We start from the raw sequence: 17,328 nt of genomic DNA on the forward strand, positions 1-17,328 counted from the left end.
GGCTGGCACTTCGGGCGCAGAGGTTCGGCTGAACCGAGTGCCGAAGAGGAACTCCCCGCGTACGGTCACTGCATGCCGACTGGCAGCGCCTGGGATGAAAGCGAGGTCGAGCGGACGCTCGACGCATACCTCGCAATGCTGCGCCTCGAACTCATCGGCGAGCCGTTCTCGAAGGTGGACTTCTACCGCCCGCTGAGCGGCGACATCGGACGCAGCGAGAGCGCCGTGCAGTACAAGTTCAACAATGTCTCAGCCGTGCTGGCGGAGATGGGTTCGGTGTTCGTCGACGGCTACAAGCCGCTTGTGAACGTCCAAGGCCTCCTCCGCGACAAGGTGGCAGACCGCTTCGCCCAAGAGCCTGAGCTTAGGCAGCTGATGATCCGGCTGGCCGAGAAGCCGCCTGACCGCGGAGATCACACTCTCGGGGATCCGGAACCCGTACCCCTCGATCTCGTTCCACCCTCACGACAGGCGCAGAGAGAGCGAACGGCAGTCACGGTCGACTTCAACGCCTTGGAGTCTGCGAACCGCAGTCGCGGTCTCGCAGGCGAACTCCTGGTCGTCGAGCGCGAGCGTCGAGTTCTCGGACTGCTCGGTCGTCGCGACCTCGCCGAACGCGTCCGGCACACTTCAGTCGAGGATGGCGACGGCATGGGCTACGACGTGCGGTCGTTCACCTCGGATGGGCGAGAGCGGTTCCTCGAGGTGAAGACCACCGTGCGATCGGCGCTGCAGCCGTTCTACGTCAGCGCCAACGAGGTCGAGTTCTCTACCGAGGTCCCAGATCAGTTCTCGCTCGTGCGTGTCTTTCATCTCGATCGTCGGCCTGGTTTCTACGAGATGCCCGGCTCGCTGCGCACGACGGCGGAGCTTCGTCCCGACAGCTACGTCGCGTGGCCGCGACCGAGAGCAGCCGGCTGACCAAGAGCTAGCGTTGAACCAGCATTCAGATCGCACGAGAGGCAGCGATGACCCCGCCGGGTTTTGAAGACAAGGTCGCGTTCGTCTGGAGGGTCGCGGACAAGCTGCGGGGGACGTTCAAGCAGCACGAGTACGGCTCGGTGATGCTGCCGCTGCTCGTGCTGCGCCGGATGGACGCCGTCCTGGCCCCGACCCGCCAGCAGGTCCGCGACACCGCCGCGAAGTACGACGTGATCAACGAGGGCGTCGACGCGCTGCTCAAGCGCGCCTCGGGCCACACGTTCTACAACACCTCGCGTCACACCTTCTCGACGATGCTCGGCGACGACAAGAACGTCGCGGCCAACCTGCGCGACTTCGTCAACAACCTCTCCCCCACCGCACGCACCATCATCGAGGCCTACGAGTTCGAGAACCGCCTCGAGCGGATGGACCGTGCCGGGATCCTCTACGCCGTCCTGGCCGACTTCGCCGACCTCGACCTGCGCCCGTCCGTCGTGTCCAACGAGGCGATGGGCTATGTCTTCGAGGAGCTGCTCCGGAAGTTCTCCGAGATGAGTAACGAGACCGCCGGTGAGCACTACACCCCGCGCGAGGTCATCCAGCTCATCGTCGACCTCCTCGTCGCCGGCCGCGCCGCCCGCGAGCTGACCGAGAACCCCGCCCCGGTCCGCACCGTCTACGACCCGGCCGCCGGCACCGGCGGGATGCTCATGACCGCGATGACCCGCATCAAGGACCTCAACCCGAGGGCGAACGTCGCCGTCTACGGGCAGGAGCTCAACCCCGAGACCTGGGCCATCGCCCAGTCCGACCTGATGATGCAGGGCATCGACCCCAAGCGGATGCACAACGACAACACCCTCACCCGCGACGCCTTCCCCACCGAGAAGTTCGACCTCATCCTCGCCAACCCCCCGTACGGCGTGGACTGGAAGGGCTACGCCGCCCCGATCAAGGACGAGCACACCGCCCTCGGCCACGGCGGCCGGTTCGGCGCCGGGCTGCCGCGCGTCTCTGATGGGTCGTTCCTGTTCCTGCAGCACATGCTCAGCCACATGAAGCTGACCGGCTCCCGGGTCGGCATTGTCCTGTCCGGCTCGCCGCTGTTCTCCGGGCAGGCCGGGTCCGGGGAGTCCGAGATCCGCCGCTGGATCCTGGAGAACGACTGGCTCGAGGGCATTGTCGCCCTGCCGGACCAGATGTTCTACAACACCGGCATCTCCACCTACGTGTGGATCCTGACCAACGACAAAGCCCCCGGGGACGCCGGGCTGGTCCGGCTCGTCGACGCCCGCGCCATGGGCACCAAGATGCGCAAGTCTCTCGGCGACAAGCGCAAGGAGCTCACGGAGCCCGCGATCGAGGAGATCGTGAACCTGTTCCTCGGCGCGTCCGGGGAGTTCGCCGACGACGCTCGCGTCAAGGTCCTGCCTCGGGAGGCGTTCGGGTTCCAGCGGATCACCGTCGAGCGACCGATGCGCCGCCGTTGGGAGGTCACCCCCGAGGCCGTCGCCGCCGAGCCGTTCGACGCCTACTCCCACCTCGTCGGGCAGCGGTTCGACACCGAGAAAGCCCTGCTCGCCGAGGTGAGCGCACTGACCCCGGCGCAGCGGAGGAAGTTCGCGAAGACCTGCTCCGTCGCCGACCCCGACGCCCCCGTCATCACCGGACGCGGCGGGAAGCCCGAGCCCGACCCGGACCTGCGCGACGCCGAGAACGTGCCCCTGCCCGCCGGCTGGTTCGACCTCGACGGCGACGCCCGCACCAAGGCGCTGACCGAGGCGGCGGAGGCCCACCTCGAGACCGAGATCCGCCCCTACGTCCCCGATGCCTGGATCGACCACACCAAAACCAAGGTCGGCGTCGAGATCCCCTTCACCCGACAGTTCTACGTCTACCAGCCGCCCCGCCCCGTCGAGGAGATCGCCACCGAGATCAAGGACCTCGAAACCCAGATCCAGACCTGGATGAAGGACCTCGGCCTGTGAGCACAGTCCCACTTCGGCGTCTGATTGAGAGCGTCCAGAACGGAGCATGGGGAGCCGAAGCGGATGAAGACGCGGTGAACGTACTCTGTGTGCGCGCAGCCGACTTCGACTTCGACCGGCTCGAAGTCGATCTTTCACGAGCCCCGGTGCGAAGCATCGACCAGCGCACGATGTCACGTCTCGAGTTGAGACCCGGCGACATCGTGCTCGAGAAGTCGGGCGGCGGCGACGTGGCTCCGGTCGGACGGGCTGTGGCGTTCTCGCATGACCAGCCGGCCATAACGTCGAACTTCGCCGCCCGGGTCCGACCGACGCAAAGAGTTACTCCCCGGTTCTTGGTGTACGTACTGCGCTCGCTCTACGCGTCCGGAGCGACGCTCAAATGCATCAAGCAGACGACCGGCATCCAGAACCTCGATACCGAGGCTTGGCTGCAGCTGCCAGTGGTCACACATGAGATGGAGGTGCAGCGGCGGATCGCGGACTTCCTCGACGACCAGGTCGCCCGCATCGACCAGATCATCACCGCCCGCCGTAGGCAGGAGCAGCACACTTCAGAACTTGGCCAGTCGCGACTGGCCTCCTTGTTTCGCCGCGTCACGCGGAAGGGGCGGCTCAAGGACCTTCTGCTGTCTCCACCGTGTTACGGCGTCCTGAAGCCTGAGTACGTCGAAGAAGGCATCCCGATCATCCGGATCACGGATCTACCCGCGTCAGGCGCCATCCAACGTGACGCCCTGCCGCGAATACCAACGAGTCAGAGCCTAGAATTCCGGCGAACGATCTTGGAGGCCGGTGACGTACTTCTAGGCGTCGTCGGAACTCTCGGTCGGCCGTCGGTGGTGCAGGGAAACCTCGCTGGCGCGAACGTCTCGCGCGCGATCGCGCGTTTGCGCCCACAAGCCGAAGTGCCAGGCGCCTACATTCAGGCCGTGCTTCGCTTGCCCGAGTTCGCCCGATTTACAGACGAGGTCACGCAGGGAACGGCCCAGACCGTACTGAACATGGCCGACCTAAAGAACTATCCGATCCCCGTCGCAGAGACCCCCGAGATGAGGAGCCTGCTGGGTGAGGTTTCGCAGCTCGACCTCGACCACGCAAGCCATCTGCACCGTGTACGTCGATCCGTCACCCTTCTCACCGAGTATAAGCAGTCGTTGATCACGGCTGCGGTGACTGGTGAACTCGATGTGACGACCGCGGGGAGCGGCATTCCGGGATGAGGGGCTAATGAGCATCACGCACGAGTCAGCATTCGAGGCGGGTATCGAGTCGGATCTGCTGTCGGACGGCTGGGCCAAGGTCGATCCTTCGGGTTACGACCGGGCGGCCGGGCTGTTTCCGGACGAGGTCGTCGCGTTCGTACAAGCTTCGCAGCCGAAGGCGTGGGAGCAGCTGGTCACCCGGCATGGCGGGGAGCAGTCGGCGCGAATCCGGTTCCTGAAGACGGTTGCGGACGCTATCGACCATCGGGGCACGGTGAGCGTGCTGCGTGCCCCGGTCAAGGACACCGGTGTCTCGGTGCGGCTGTGCTTCTTCAAGCCGGCGAGCGGGCTGAACGAGGAGCAGTCGCGCCGGTACGGGGCGAACCGGCTGGGGGTGGTGCGTCAGCTGCACCACTCGGAATCGAACACCATGGCGTCGGTGGACCTGGCGCTCGTCGTCAACGGCATCCCGGTGGCGACGGCGGAGCTGAAGAACCCGCTGACCGGGCAGGGCATCGAGCAGGCGATGACGCAGTACCGCACCGACCGCAACCGGCACGACCTGATCTTCCGCGCCCGGACCCTGGTGCACTTCGCGGTCGACCCGCACCGGGTGGCGATGACGACGAGGCTCGCGGGGCAGGACACCCGCTTCCTGCCGTTCGACCAGGGCAGCGCCGGACCAGGTCACCCGGGGACGGCCGGCAACCCGGGCGTGAGCGGCGGCTACCAGACGGCCTACCTGTGGCGGCAGGTGTGGCAGCGGGACGCGTGGCTGGACCTGCTCGGGTCATTCGTCCACGCCGAGGACGGCGGCCGGATCCTGTTCCCGCGCTACCACCAGTGGCACGCGGTGCGCTCGATCATCGACGCGACGGTGCGGGACGGGGCCGGGGTGGACCGGCTGGTGCAGCACTCGGCCGGGTCGGGGAAGTCGAACACGATCGCGTGGACCGCGCACGCCCTCTCCCGGCTGCACGGAAGCGATGACGTGCCGATCTTCGACAAGGTCGTCGTCCTCACCGACCGGACGGTGCTGGACCGGCAGCTGCAGCAGACCGTCGCCGGGCTGGACCACACGCCGGGGACGATCGTGCGGATCGACCAGAAGTCCCAGCAGCTCAAGGAGGCCCTGGAGGGCAACGCGGCGCGGGTCATCATCACCACGCTGCAGAAGTTCCCCGTCGTCGCCAAGCTCGCCGCGGAGGCCGAGGCCGCCGGTGAGGCGACCGGGGTGGTCGGACGGCGGTTCGCGGTCATCGTCGACGAGGCGCACTCGTCGACGACGGGGGACTCGGTGACGAAGCTGAAGACCGTCCTCTCGGGTGAGGACGCCCTCGAGGCCGCTGAGGCCGAGCAGGCCGAGGCGGAGGAGGGCCAGGCGCCGGACGAGGCGCTGCTGGCCAGCGCTGCCGCGCGGGGGAAGCGGAAGAACCTGTCGTTCTTCGCGTTCACCGCGACCCCGAAGCCACGGACGCTGGAGACGTTCGGGCAGGCCGACGGCGAGGGGCACAAGCGGCCGTTCCACACGTACTCGATGCGCCAGGCCATCGCCGAGGGGTTCATCCTCGACGTGCTCGCCGGGTACACGACGTACTCGGTCTACTACAAGCTCGCCAACGCCCACCCGCGCAACGACCCGGAGTTCGAGTCGAGCAAGGGGCGGGCGGCGCTGGCTCGGTTCGCGTCCCTACACCCGTACCAGCTGGAGGCCAAGGCCGAGGTCATCATCGAGCACTTCCGGGCCAAGACCGCGAAGAAGATCGACGGGCAGGCCAAGGCGATGGTCGTCACCCGCTCGCGGCTGCACGCGGTCCGGATGAAGCAGGCCCTAGACGCCTATATCGCACGGAAGGGGTACGGGGACGGCGAGAGCCCGCTTCGGACGCTCGTGGCGTTCTCCGGTCCGCTGAACGACCCGGACGACCCGGGCGCGACGCCGTGGACAGAGGCGAACCTTAACGGGTTCTCCGAGGGGCAGCTGCCGAAGCGGTTCCGGGAGGACGGCTACCAGCTGCTCGTCGTCGCCGAGAAGTACCAGACCGGGTTCGACGAGCCGCTGCTGCACACGATGTACGTCGACAAGAAGCTCGCCGGGGTCGCCGCGGTCCAGGCCCTCTCCCGGCTCAACCGGACCCGGCCGGGCAAGGAGGACACCTTCGTCCTCGACTTCGCCAACACCACCGAGGAGATCAAGGCCGCGTTCGAGCCGTTCTACGAGGAGTCCTTCGCCGCCCCCACCGAACCGAACGTGCTCTACACGATGGAGCACGACCTCATGGCCGCCGGTGTGCTCTCGCGGGAGGAGATGGACGCCGCTGTCACAGCGCTCTTACGCGGGGACGCCACTGAGCAGTCGGTGATCTACGCCAACCTCGGCCCGGCCGTCGGGCGATTCGTGTCGCTGGACGAGGACGGGCAGGAGTCCTTCCGCGGCACGTTGCAGTCCTTCGTCCGCGCGTACGCGTTCGTCGCGCAGGTGATGCCCTTCACCGACACCGACCTGGAGCGGATGTTCCTGTACGGGCGGCTGCTGCTCTCCGACCTCCCGGCCCGCGACAACGACCCGATGCCGCAGCTCAGCAAGTCCGTGCATCTCACCCACCTCAAGCTCTCCGTCACCGCCCACGAGGAGGCCATCGAGCTGGTCGGCTCCGACCAGGCCGGCACCGCACTGCCGGGTGAGGGCAAGGGCGCGGTCACGGAGCCCGTGCTCGACAAGCTCTCTGCCCTCATCGAGGCCATGAACGAGAAGTACGGCGCCGACCTCACCGACGCCGACAAGGTCTGGGTCGACCAGCAGTGGGCCGTCGTCAAGGATGACGCCGAGATGGAGGCCGTCGCCGTCAACAACGACCGCAGCCAGTACGAGATGGTCCTCGAACAGAAAGTCAAGGACCTCCTCCTGGACCGCCACGAGAAGAACGGAGTCCTCTTCGACATGTTCTTCGCCAACCCCGACTTCCAGACCATGCTCCTCAACTACCTCGGCGGCACCTACGACGAGTTCCGCCGCGATGCCCGAGCACAGAAGTCGTAGGCTAGCGCCAGGCGTGCTACGAGCAACCTCGGCACTTATCGTGACAGCGGGCTAGCCTGGATTCGTGGACACGAGTGACGGTGATCATGGCAACGACGTCAGGAGTGGAGCGTGAATCAAAAGGAAGAGTCGGCGATCGACTTTATCCAGTCGTTCACTGCGTTCGCGCCAGCGACTGACGCCACCAGAAGGCGTGCACTCCAGACGTCCTTGATTAGTCTAGACGCGAATGTTCTTCTAAATTTCTACCGCTATAGTCCTTCTACGCGTCACGCTCTCGCCGAAGTTCTCTCCGTGTTGAGTGATCGTCTTTTTGTGAGCCATCAAGCAGCAGTAGAATTTTGGCGTAACCGCGTGAGTGTCATCGACGATAGGGACTCCGCACAGACGCAGCTTGTCGAGCAAGTTGACAAGATGAGTCGCTCGCTTGAGGCGGCCATCGCGGTATGGAAAAAGCGGACTGCGGCGACCGACGAGACGGTCGCTGAACTGATTCAAGCGGTCCACTTATCTCGGGACCGCGTCGCGTCACTTCTGGAGGCGGAGGCGGGTGAGGACGAATCCATCGGCTATGCAATAGAACGAGACCCGGTTGTTGAGCAACTTCGTCACATCCTAAACCGTGGTGTCATGGGCGGGCAGCCAGATTCCAAGAGGCACGAGGAGATGATCGAAGAGGGATTACGCCGCGTCGCAAACGAGGAACCGCCTGGCTACCTGGACGCGGACAAGTCGACACACGAGGAGGGCGCTGCAGGCGACTACATGGTCTGGAGACAGACGCTCGACGAAGCTAAACATCGTGGCCTTCCAGTCGTTATCGTGACGGGCGATGAAAAGGACGACTGGTGGTGGCGGCATCGCGGCACTGTCCTTGGACCCAGACGCGAGTTGATGCATGAATGTCGGCTAGAAACTGGACAGCCGCCGGTATTTCTACGCCCCACGGACCTCGTGCGGCTCGCCGATGCGCTGAACGTCTCTGTTGACCCGGCCGCGGCAGCGGATATCGAGCGCGCGTCAGAGCCAGTACGCGAAGCCGCATGGACAAAGGAAGCAGCGCACGAACTTCTAGCGCGTCTTGATGCTGAGACGGATCCACGCGCTGAGGTGATTCGGTTTGCGGCGGTGAATGGCGGATATATTAAGCGGTCTGAGGTATTTCTCCTGTGCGGTTATGACGAAGACCGGATGCTCAGGGGTTTCACGCGCCCTGTTCGGCGCATTACTCGTAGCTTAATAGACGATGGCCTCCTGCCCGCTGAACCGGTGGACGTCCTAATCCCCGACTACGGGACGGGCGTCGTCGCCCGCGGCTTTTTTGTCCCCGACGAGGTCGTCGGATTGATACAGACTGCATAGCCGGTGCGACAAGCGAGGGCCCGGGCGGATTGCTCCGTCCGGGCCCTCTTCAGGCGGGATGATGCTGGCGTCAAGCGGCGCACCCTACTTCGAGCGCCGCCTCGGCGTCTGCGCCAGCGCGCTGCCAGCGGCCGTCTTGCTGGCCTTGCTGGTGCGCCCGTCGCGCAACACCTTGCTCGCGGACTTGGCAGCCTTGCTGCTGGTCTGCTTGGTGTTCTTCGCCATCTCAATCACCTCCCCGCGCTGTGCTACATGTCAGCTGCAGCCGCTGGTGCTGCCGCAGCCTTCGCAGACGTAGCAGGAGCCGGCGGGGCGCATCTTCGTCCCGCAGGTCATGCACATCGGGGCGTCGGCGGCCTTGGAGTCGCCGAACGCGGCCAGGAGGTCGGCCGAGGAGTGGATCTCCGCAGACACCTCGCGGGCCGACGCGGCGCCCGAGCCGGACGCCGTCGTCGCCGCGGACTGCGCGTCCGCCGAGGCCGACTCCGCAGCAGCCGGAGCCGGGGCGGCAGCCTCGTCGGCGGCCTTCTTCGACGACGCACCGATCCCGGCCGACAGGCCCTCGATCTCGCCCTCGAGCTCCTCGTCGGACTCCTCCGCCACCGGCGCGGCGTACGAGCCGGTCTCGAGCTGGCGCGCCCGCTCCTCCGCGGTGTGGATGCCCATGAACGAGCGGGTGTCGAAGTCCATGTAGTCCAGCGCCAGCCGGCGGAACACGTAGTCCATGAGCGACTGCGCCATCCGCACGTCCGGGTCGTCGGTCATGCCGGCCGGCTCGAAGCGCATGTTCGTGAACTTCTCGACGAACGTCTCGAGCGGCACGCCGTACTGCAGCGCGACCGACGTGACGATCGAGAAGGCGTCCATGACACCCGCGAGCGTCGAGCCCTGCTTGCCGAACTTGAGGAACACCTCGCCGAGCCGGCCGTCGTCGTAGGTGCCGGCGGTGAGGTAGCCCTCGGCGCCACCGACGGTGAACGACGTCGTCTGCGACGTGCGCCGCTTCGGCAGCCGCTCACGCGTCGGCCGGTAGACGACCTTCTCGACGATCTCGGCCTCTGCGGCCTTGACCGCATCGGCAGCCTTGTCCTTGGCCGTGGAGCCGCCGTCGGACAGCGGCTGGCCGACCTTGCAGTTGTCGCGGTAGACGGCCAGCGCCTTCAGGCCGAGCTTCCAGCCCTGGACGTAGACCTCCTCGATCTCCTCGACCGTCGCCGTCTCGGGCAGGTTGACCGTCTTGGAGATCGCACCGGAGAGGAACGGCTGGGTCGCCGCCATCATCCGCACGTGGCCCATCGGGGAGATGGCCCGCGCACCCATCGCGGTGTCGAACACCTCGTAGTGCTCGGGCTTCAGGCCCGGCGCGTCGACGACGTGGCCCTTGTCCGCGATGTACTCGACGATCGCCTCGACCGTCTCCTCGGTGTAGCCGAGCTTGCGCAGCGCTCGCGGGATGGTGAGGTTGACGATCTGCATCGACCCGCCGCCGACGAGCTTCTTGAACTTGACCAGCGAGAAGTCCGGCTCGATGCCGGTGGTGTCGCAGTCCATCATGAAGCCGATGGTGCCGGTGGGGGCGAGCACCGACGCCTGGGCGTTGCGGTAGCCGTTCTTCTCCCCCGTCTTCACGACGTCGTCCCACGCCTTGGTGGCGACCCGGTGGATGTCCTTGTCCATCGTGTGCATCGTGCGGATGGCGTCGTTGGCCGCGGCGTGCTTGCGCATGACCCGCTGGTGCGCGTCGGCGTTGCGGGCGTACCCGGCGTACGGGCCCACGACCCCGGCGAGCTCGGCGGAGCGCTTGTAGGCGGCACCGGTGAGCAGCGAGGTGATGGACGCGGCGAGCGCCCGCCCGCCGTCGGAGTCGTACCCGTGGCCGGTGGCCATGAGCAGCGCGCCGAGGTTGGCGTAGCCGATGCCGAGCTGGCGGTAGTCGACCGTCGTGGCCCCGATCGCCTCGGTCGGGAAGTCGGCGAAGCAGATGGAGATGTCCATCGCCGTGATGACGAGCTCGGCGACCTTCTGGAAGGTGACGGCGTCGAAGGTGTCGTCGTCACGCAGGAACTTCAGCAGGTTGAGCGAGGCGAGGTTGCACGAGGAGTTGTCGAGCGACATGTACTCCGAGCACGGGTTGGACGCGGTGATCCGGCCGGTCTCGGGGTTGGTGTGCCAGTCGTTGATCGTGTCGTCGTACTGGATGCCCGGGTCGGCGCACTCCCACGCGGCCTTGGCGATCTTGCCCATGAGCTCGCGGGCGTCGACGGACTCGATGACCGAGTGGTCCTTGCGCGAGGTGAGCCCGAACTCGGTGCCCTCCTCGACCGCGCGCATGAACTCGTCGGTGACGCGCACCGAGTTGTTCGCGTTCTGGTACTGGACCGAGGTGATGTCGGCCCCGCCGAGGTCCATGTCGAAGCCGGCGTCGCGCAGCGCGCGGATCTTGTCCTCCTCGCGCGCCTTGGTCTCGACGAACTCGACGATGTCGGGGTGGTCGACGTCGAGGACGACCATCTTCGCAGCGCGGCGGGTGGCGCCACCGGACTTGATGGTGCCCGCGGAGGCGTCCGCACCACGCATGAAGGACACCGGCCCGGAGGCGGTGCCGCCGGAGGACAGGAGCTCCTTGGACGAGCGGATGCGCGAGAGGTTGAGCCCCGCGCCCGAGCCGCCCTTGAAGATGAAGCCCTCCTCCTTGTACCAGTTGAGGATGGAGTCCATCGAGTCGTCGACCGAGAGGATGAAGCACGCGCTGACCTGCTGCGGGCTCTTGGTGCCGACGTTGAACCAGACCGGCGAGTTGAAGCTGAACACCTGGTGCAGCAGGGCGTACGTCAGCTCGTGCTCGAAGATCTCGGCGTCCTCGGGCGACGCGAAGTAGCCGTGGTCCTTGCCGGCCTTGACGTAGGTGAGGACGACGCGGTCGACGAGCTGCTTGAGGCCGCTCTCACGCTCCGGGGTGCCCACGGCGCCGCGGAAGTACTTCGTCGTGACGATGGTGGAGGCGTTGACGCTCCAGAAGTCGGGGAACTCGACGCCGCGCTGCTCGAAGATCGTCTCGCCGGTCTTCCAGTTCTGCTGGACGACGTCGCGGTTCTCCCAGGTCACCTCGTCGTACGGGTGCACGCCCGGGGTGGTGTAGATGCGCTCGATCCTCACCCCCTTGGCCTTGGCGGACTTGCGGGCACCTGCACGTGCTCCGGCGGTCTCGGTCATGCCTGTTCCCTCTCTTCTGCCCCGGGTGGGGCGGTGGTGACCTACTGGTGTTTCTACTGCTGGGGTCCGACAGGCCCGGTGACCTGCGGTTCCTCGCCCGTGGCGGCGCCCTCGGCGCGCAGGAGCGTGATGGCCGACTCGAAGTCCTCGAGGGAGTCGAAGGCCTGGTAGACGCTCGCGAAGCGCAGGTACGCGACCTCGTCGAGCGTCCGCAGCGGCTCGAGGACGGCGAGGCCGACCTCGTGGGCGTCGATCTCGGCACTCCCCTGGGAGCGGATCGACTCCTCGACGCGCTGGGCGAGCAGGGCGAGGTCGTCCTCGGTGACCGGCCGGCCCTGGCAGGCCTTGCGGACGCCGACGAGCACTTTGGCCCGGCTGAACGGCTCGGTGGCGCCGGAACGCTTGACGACGCTCAGGCTCGCGGTCTCGACGGTGGTGAACCGGCGGCCGCACTCCGGGCACTGGCGACGGCGCCGGATGGAGGCCCCGTCGTCGGTCGTGCGGGAGTCCATGACCCGGGAGTCGGTGTGCCGGCAGAACGGGCAGTGCATGGCTCGCGACCTCTCTCCTGTGGACGGTGCGGTGGACTCTCGTGTGAACAACCTGTGGACAACCGCTGTTTCCTGTTCACAAGATGTGGACGAACTACAACGGTGTAACCACTAGATGTAGTGGCCATCTTGCCTCGCGTGTGACCTGGAACGCAAGAAGGCGAGGCGCAAGATCGTCCGTTCGGCTGTTTTCGCAGGTCAGAGGGGGTGCGGAGGGGGTCGGATGAGGCCTGCGACGGCGTGTCGCAACACCATCTGTGGGGCCGATGTGACGGATGAGGCACCACATCTGGGCCCCAGGCGTGGAGGGAAGGCCGGACATCGTCTGTTGACACCGGATGCCGCCGACGGCCTGCGCGGCACACCACCGGTGTGTCACCGTGTCGCGGCGGCCGGCCGGGCCGCGGCGAGAGGACAGGACATGACGACCGACGGCGGAGCGGCACGCATCGGGCACCCCGAGGGCCCCGGGCGCAGCTCTGCCCGGAGCACCGGGAGCACGTCGTCCGAGGCACCTGCCCGGGTCGAGGACGCCACGGCCGGGCAGCGCCCGGTGCACGTCGCCCGCGGACCGGTCGTGAACGTCGTCGTCCTCCTCGCCGGGACGGTCGCCGTCGGTAGCTGGGCCCTGCACGAGCCGGACACGGGGTGGCCCGTCGTCGTCGCCGTCGCCCTCGCCGCCGCGACCGGAGTCGCGTGGTGGCGGGCCCGACGGCCCCTGATGGTCTTCGGGGTGCAGGGCGTCTGGGTCCGCAGCGGCACCAGCCGACCGGACCGCGTGCATGCGTGGTCCGACGTCAGCGCCGTGCTCCGCGGCCCGTCCACGACCACCGACGACACGTCCACCGAGTCGTCCGGACCCGGCGGCCGCGCCTCGCTCGGCCGTCTCCTCACGGTCCAGCTGCGCGAGCCGCCGACCCCCGGCCCGCCCGACATCCTCGACACCCATCTGGGCTACGTCGAGCAGGCCCTCCCCGGGTCCGCCAGGGCTCTCCGCGACGCCTGGGCCCAGGCGAGCAGGCTCGACGGACGGCTCGTGCGGATCACCGCCGTGTTCCCGCTCGGACGCCTGCGCCGGCGGGTGCAGTCAGTCGCACCGCACGTCCACGTCGGGCGGGTCCCGTCCCTCGCCTCGGGCCTGGGCACGGCGGTGGTCGGGGAGGTCTGGCGCGCCTTCCGGTCACCGCGCTGAGCCACGCGCCCGGCCCGTCCCCGGCGCAGAGGCCCGCCGTTCACCGTGCGAGCGGGACGGGGTGCTCCAGGCGGGTCAGCTTCTCCGGGTTGCGGACGACGTACAGCGCGCTCGCCACCCCGTCCGTGACGTCGAGGGTGATGACCGAGTCGTCGACGCCGTCCACCCGGACCAGCACGCCGGGGGCGCCGCCGACCCACATCCGGCGGTACTCGACCAGCACGTCGTCCGGGGTCACCCCCGCGATGAAGCGCAGCACCTTCTCCCGGCCCACGATCGGCCGCAGCGCCGCCTTCCGCAGCCCCCCGCCGTCCGTGACGAGCACGACGTCGGGCGCCAGGACGTCGACGAGCGCGGCGAGGTCGCCGGTCGCCGCCGCCGCGTGGAAGCGGGCGACGACGGCCTCGTGCTCGGCGCGGCCCACGTCCCGCCGCGGCCGGCGCGCCGCCACGTGCTCGCGCGCCCGGTGCGCCACCTGACGGACCGCCGCGGGCGTGCGCCCCACGGTCTCGGCGATCTCGTCGTGCGGGACGTCGAACACCTCGCGGAGGACGAACACGGCGCGCTCCAGGGGCGTGAGCGTCCGGAGGACGAGGAGCATCGCCGTCGAGACGCTGTCGGCGAGCGCGACGTCCTCCGCGACGTCCGGCACGGTCACGAGCGGCTCCGGCAGCCACGGCCCGACGTACGACTCCCGGCGGCGGGCCAGGGTGCGCAGCCGGTTGAGCGCCAGCCGTGCCACGACGCGCACGAGGTAGGCGCGCTCGTCCCGCACCTCGGCGGGGTCGACCCGCGACCAGCGCAGCCAGGCCTCCTGCACGACGTCCTCGGCGTCCGCCGCGACGTCGAGCAGCTCGTAGGCGACGGTGAACAGCAGCGGCCGCAGGGCGTCGAAGGCCCGGGGGTCGGGCCCGTTCGCGGCGGACGGGCCCGGGTCGCGCCCGTCCGGCCCGGGCTCGTCCGGGTCCGAGCGCTCGCGCCCAGCCGTCACGTCGTCGAGGGTACGGCGAGCGGCAGGTCGCACGCAGCCGAGAACCCCTGCGACTCCAGCCCGGCGGCACAGTTGAACCGGGCACGCATGTTCTCCAGCGCCACGAGCTGGGTCAGCTCGACGACGGCCGGCACGCCGAGCGCGTCCTGCAGCCGGTGGCTCAGCGCGTCCTCGACGGTGGGCGGGGTGTCGCTCATCGCCTCGGCGTAGGCGAGGACGTCCCGCTCGAGCGGGCTGTAGACGTCCGACTCCCGCCAGCGCGGGATCTCGCTGACCTTCCGTTCGTCGAGGCCCTCGGTGTGCGCGATGAAGTAGCCGAAGTCCAGGCACCACGAGCAGCCGACGTACGCCGCCGTGGCCGCGACGGCGTAGGTCTGCAGGTGCGGGTCGAGCTCCTTCCAGCGCTGGACCTTCCGCTCGAGGGAGAGGACGGAGCGCAGCATCCGCGGATGGTGGGCCACGACGTAGATGCCGTCCGGGACCTGCCCCCAGAGGCGCCGGGAGACGACCTCGACGAGACGGACGGTGGGCCCGCGGCCGGCGCTGCGTGGGATGCGGAAGGTGCTGGGCACGATGTCTCCTGGGGTGCGTCGGGCGCCGCGGTACGGCCTCGTACCCTTCAGACACCGGCCACGGCCGCGGTGTGACATCCCGACACGAGGTCCCCGCGCGACGGGCCGGTGTCGGAGGGCGGTGGTTGGCTGGGCCATGGCCTTCGAGACGCACCCGGTGACGCCCGACCGCTTCGACGACTTCGCCGACGTCATCAACCCCAACCGGCGCGAGACCCACTGCTGGTGCCTCGCACACCGCTTGCGCGAGGGTGACATCGCCGAGCTCGGCGAGGGCAGCCGTGAGCAGGCCGCCAGGCGCCTCTGCGAGCGCGAGCACCCGCCGGGCGTCGTCGCGTACGACGACGGCGTGGCCGTCGGCTGGTGCAGCATCGGCCCACGCGGCGAGAACCCACGGCTCGTGCACAGCACGAAGATCCGCCCGGTCGACGACGTCCCGGTGTGGAGCATCATCTGCGTGGTCGTACGCAGCGGTCACCGCAAGCGGGGCGTCACGACCCCGCTCATCGAGGGGGCCGTCGCCTACGCCGCCGCGCACGGCGCCCCGACGGTCGAGGCCTACCCGGTCGATCCCAAGGACGGCCGGATGGACCTCACGATGGCCTTCGTCGGCACCCGGCGGATGTTCGAGAAGGCCGGCTTCGAGGTCGTCGGCGAGACCGACGCGGTCGCCTCGAAGATGCCGCGGCTGGTCATGCGCCGGTCGCTCACGTGAGCGACCGGCGGCGGGATCAGAGCTCGGGGCCGGACGCGCGCAGCTTGTCGACCTCGGACATCGCCTCGCGCAGGTCTCCCAGCCAGGAGTCCGCGTGGTCGCCGACCAACCGGACACACCACGCGAGGGCGTCACTGCGCGAGCGGGCCACGCCGGCGTCCACCAGGGTGTCGAGGACGCTGCGCTCGGGCTGCCGCAGCCGGGTCATCACCGGCACCGCGAGATGGGTGAACATCGTGCGGGTCTCGCCCACCCGGGCACCCCACGAGACGGTGCGCCCGTAGCGCGACTGCGCCTCGTCGGCAACGGCCATCCGCTGCTCCCGGGTGTCCGCCCGGAAGCGTGCGATGCGCCCGTCCGCCTCGGCCTGGTCCGTCGTGGGCTCGACCCCGGACAGTGCACCGACGACGGTGATCTCCTCGCGGTCCACGACGACGTCGACGTCGTCGAACCAGCCCTCGGGCAGGCGTCCGGCGAACCACGCGGCCGCGTCGTCGGCCGACGGCAGGTCACCCTGCTGCCAGCCACCCGGGCGGCCCGGGCCACGCCCACGTCCGCGGCCTCCGCCGGGGCCCGAGCGCCCACCGCGGGGTCCGCGCGGACCGGGACCGAAGCGTCGGCCGCGCGACGGACCGTCGACCGGACGGGGGAAGGTGTCGTTGTGCTCTCTCATGTCATGCTCCTTGCAGTCATTACTTGATTACATCATTGCACAACACGTGGAGGTCACCCGATGTTCCCGGTGCGGCCGGAGCGACGGCGAGGGCAGGGGCTGGGGCGGGCTCGGCGGGGACGTCCGCCGGCATCACCCGTGAGGTGCGTCCGCACGGTGGGCCGGAAGGGAGCGGTCGCCGCGGAGCGCGTCACGCAGGCGTGAGGGGGGCGAGATGAGGCGCCCGCACCGGACGGAATGTCTCCTGGCTCCGGCACGGGCGCGACACCGCAGGCCGCACGCCGACGCCGGACGAGAGGAGGCGACGGGTGCGACGTACGGCCCGGGGGCCCTCTGTTGCCCCCGGGGCGTACGCCTACTCGCCCGGGCTCAGGCTCTGATGCACGAGCGCTGCCGTGTAGGCGCCGTGCCACCCGCCCGAGGCGGCGCTTCCGCGTGCACCGCACCCACACGACCACATCCACCGGCCCGAGCCGCCACAGTGGACGACCGGGTGATGACTGACGCGGTAGGAGCTCCGCCGACGAGAGCGCATGGGACGATCATCGGCGCCGCACACCGCCCACCGGGCAGCCGCGGCGGAGTCGCCGTCCGACCAGCGTCGCCTTGCGTCGTGTCGGTCGACCCACCCCTCGGCCATTCGGCCGACGGGCTGTCCACAGATACCCCCCGGGGCGTCAGTTCTCGACCGTCGACCCACCCCGCATGGCGTCTTCGGGCGACGGGCGGCGGACCTCACAGCAGGCCCGGGCGGCCGCCTATGGGGGACGTCTGGAGCCCCAGAGAGAGCACGGAGGGCGTCGTCGCTCCTGCACGAGCGACGACGCCCTCCGTCGTCTCGAGCCGGGTCGAGGGACTCGGACGATCTGGGCGCCCGCGACCGAGGACGGCCGCGGACCGGC

General features: G+C 68.7%; 13 protein-coding genes. 7 read left to right on the plus strand and 6 right to left on the minus strand.

What is annotated here, in order from left to right; all coding sequences use genetic code 11:
* Nucleotides 1-72: 72 nt before the first annotated feature.
* From JQN72_RS10220 to JQN72_RS10240, 5 genes are all read left to right on the plus strand, one after another.
* Complete coding sequence (locus JQN72_RS10220) at nt 73-921, plus strand: DUF3883 domain-containing protein (protein WP_204135082.1); 849 nt, start codon at nt 73-75, stop codon at nt 919-921.
* 47 nt (nt 922-968) lie between these two features.
* Nucleotides 969-2,912, plus strand: a complete 1,944-nt coding sequence (locus JQN72_RS10225) for a class I SAM-dependent DNA methyltransferase (protein ID WP_204135083.1) — start codon at nt 969-971, stop codon at nt 2,910-2,912.
* Entirely contained in the window at nt 2,909-4,135 is a 1,227-nt protein-coding gene (locus JQN72_RS10230) for a hypothetical protein (RefSeq protein WP_204135084.1), read from the plus strand. Before JQN72_RS10225 ends, JQN72_RS10230 begins: the two co-directional genes overlap by 4 nt.
* 7 nt (nt 4,136-4,142) lie before the next feature.
* Nucleotides 4,143-7,157: a type I restriction endonuclease subunit R gene (locus JQN72_RS10235; RefSeq protein ID WP_204135085.1), complete on the plus strand. Its 3,015-nt coding sequence runs from the start codon at nt 4,143-4,145 to the stop codon at nt 7,155-7,157.
* Nucleotides 7,158-7,268: 111 nt separating this feature from the next.
* Complete coding sequence (locus JQN72_RS10240) at nt 7,269-8,519, plus strand: PIN-like domain-containing protein (protein WP_204135086.1); 1,251 nt, start codon at nt 7,269-7,271, stop codon at nt 8,517-8,519.
* An 84-nt stretch (nt 8,520-8,603) separates the two neighbouring features.
* Here the strand turns inward: JQN72_RS10240 and JQN72_RS10245 are convergent, their stop codons facing one another.
* The 3 genes from JQN72_RS10245 to nrdR are packed head-to-tail and all read right to left on the minus strand — an operon-like array spanning nt 8,604 to nt 12,283.
* Nucleotides 8,604-8,744, minus strand: a complete 141-nt coding sequence (locus JQN72_RS10245; protein WP_204135087.1) for a hypothetical protein — start codon at nt 8,742-8,744, stop codon at nt 8,604-8,606.
* A gap of 30 nt (nt 8,745-8,774) precedes the next feature.
* Nucleotides 8,775-11,732, minus strand: coding sequence for a vitamin B12-dependent ribonucleotide reductase (locus JQN72_RS10250; RefSeq protein ID WP_204135088.1), 2,958 nt, complete (start codon nt 11,730-11,732; stop codon nt 8,775-8,777).
* A gap of 53 nt (nt 11,733-11,785) precedes the next feature.
* Nucleotides 11,786-12,283, minus strand: a complete 498-nt coding sequence (nrdR, locus tag JQN72_RS10255; RefSeq protein WP_204135089.1) for a transcriptional regulator NrdR — start codon at nt 12,281-12,283, stop codon at nt 11,786-11,788.
* A gap of 421 nt (nt 12,284-12,704) precedes the next feature.
* Here nrdR and JQN72_RS10260 point away from each other — a divergent pair, with 421 nt between their 5' ends.
* Nucleotides 12,705-13,475, plus strand: a complete 771-nt coding sequence (locus JQN72_RS10260; protein ID WP_204135090.1) for a hypothetical protein — start codon at nt 12,705-12,707, stop codon at nt 13,473-13,475.
* A 40-nt stretch (nt 13,476-13,515) separates the two neighbouring features.
* Here JQN72_RS10260 and JQN72_RS10265 read toward each other — a convergent pair whose 3' ends face one another.
* Nucleotides 13,516-14,466: an RNA polymerase sigma-70 factor gene (locus tag JQN72_RS10265; protein ID WP_307812592.1), complete on the minus strand. Its 951-nt coding sequence runs from the start codon at nt 14,464-14,466 to the stop codon at nt 13,516-13,518.
* Nucleotides 14,463-15,038, minus strand: coding sequence for a carboxymuconolactone decarboxylase family protein (locus JQN72_RS10270; protein WP_307812593.1), 576 nt, complete (start codon nt 15,036-15,038; stop codon nt 14,463-14,465). The genes JQN72_RS10265 and JQN72_RS10270 overlap by 4 nt, the downstream gene beginning before the upstream one ends.
* 136 nt (nt 15,039-15,174) lie before the next feature.
* On the opposite strand from JQN72_RS10270, the gene JQN72_RS10275 reads away from it, so the two are divergent.
* The gene (locus JQN72_RS10275; RefSeq protein WP_204135092.1) at nt 15,175-15,753 is read left to right on the plus strand and encodes a GNAT family N-acetyltransferase; all 579 of its coding nucleotides are present in this window, start codon (nt 15,175-15,177) and stop codon (nt 15,751-15,753) included.
* A gap of 16 nt (nt 15,754-15,769) precedes the next feature.
* Here JQN72_RS10275 and JQN72_RS10280 read toward each other — a convergent pair whose 3' ends face one another.
* Entirely contained in the window at nt 15,770-16,426 is a 657-nt protein-coding gene (locus JQN72_RS10280) for a hypothetical protein (protein ID WP_304622431.1), read from the minus strand.
* Nucleotides 16,427-17,328 lie beyond the last annotated feature (902 nt).

The organism is Phycicoccus sp. CSK15P-2, from assembly GCF_016888005.1.
In the GTDB taxonomy this organism is placed as follows: domain Bacteria; phylum Actinomycetota; class Actinomycetes; order Actinomycetales; family Dermatophilaceae; genus Phycicoccus.

Bases quoted from the DNA above. Each gene is read 5' to 3' on its own strand.
- JQN72_RS10220 (WP_204135082.1), top strand. From the start codon at position 73: ATGCCGACTGGCAGCGCCTGGGATGAAAGCGAGGTCGAGCGGACGCTC.
- JQN72_RS10225 (WP_204135083.1), top strand. From the start codon at position 969: ATGACCCCGCCGGGTTTTGAAGACAAGGTCGCGTTCGTCTGGAGGGTC.
- JQN72_RS10235 (WP_204135085.1), top strand. From the start codon at position 4,143: ATGAGCATCACGCACGAGTCAGCATTCGAGGCGGGTATCGAGTCGGAT.
- JQN72_RS10245 (WP_204135087.1), bottom strand. From the start codon at position 8,744: ATGGCGAAGAACACCAAGCAGACCAGCAGCAAGGCTGCCAAGTCCGCG.
- JQN72_RS10250 (WP_204135088.1), bottom strand. From the start codon at position 11,732: ATGACCGAGACCGCCGGAGCACGTGCAGGTGCCCGCAAGTCCGCCAAG.
- nrdR (WP_204135089.1), bottom strand. From the start codon at position 12,283: ATGCACTGCCCGTTCTGCCGGCACACCGACTCCCGGGTCATGGACTCC.
- JQN72_RS10260 (WP_204135090.1), top strand. From the start codon at position 12,705: ATGACGACCGACGGCGGAGCGGCACGCATCGGGCACCCCGAGGGCCCC.
- JQN72_RS10275 (WP_204135092.1), top strand. From the start codon at position 15,175: ATGGCCTTCGAGACGCACCCGGTGACGCCCGACCGCTTCGACGACTTC.
- JQN72_RS10280 (WP_304622431.1), bottom strand. From the start codon at position 16,426: ATGAGAGAGCACAACGACACCTTCCCCCGTCCGGTCGACGGTCCGTCG.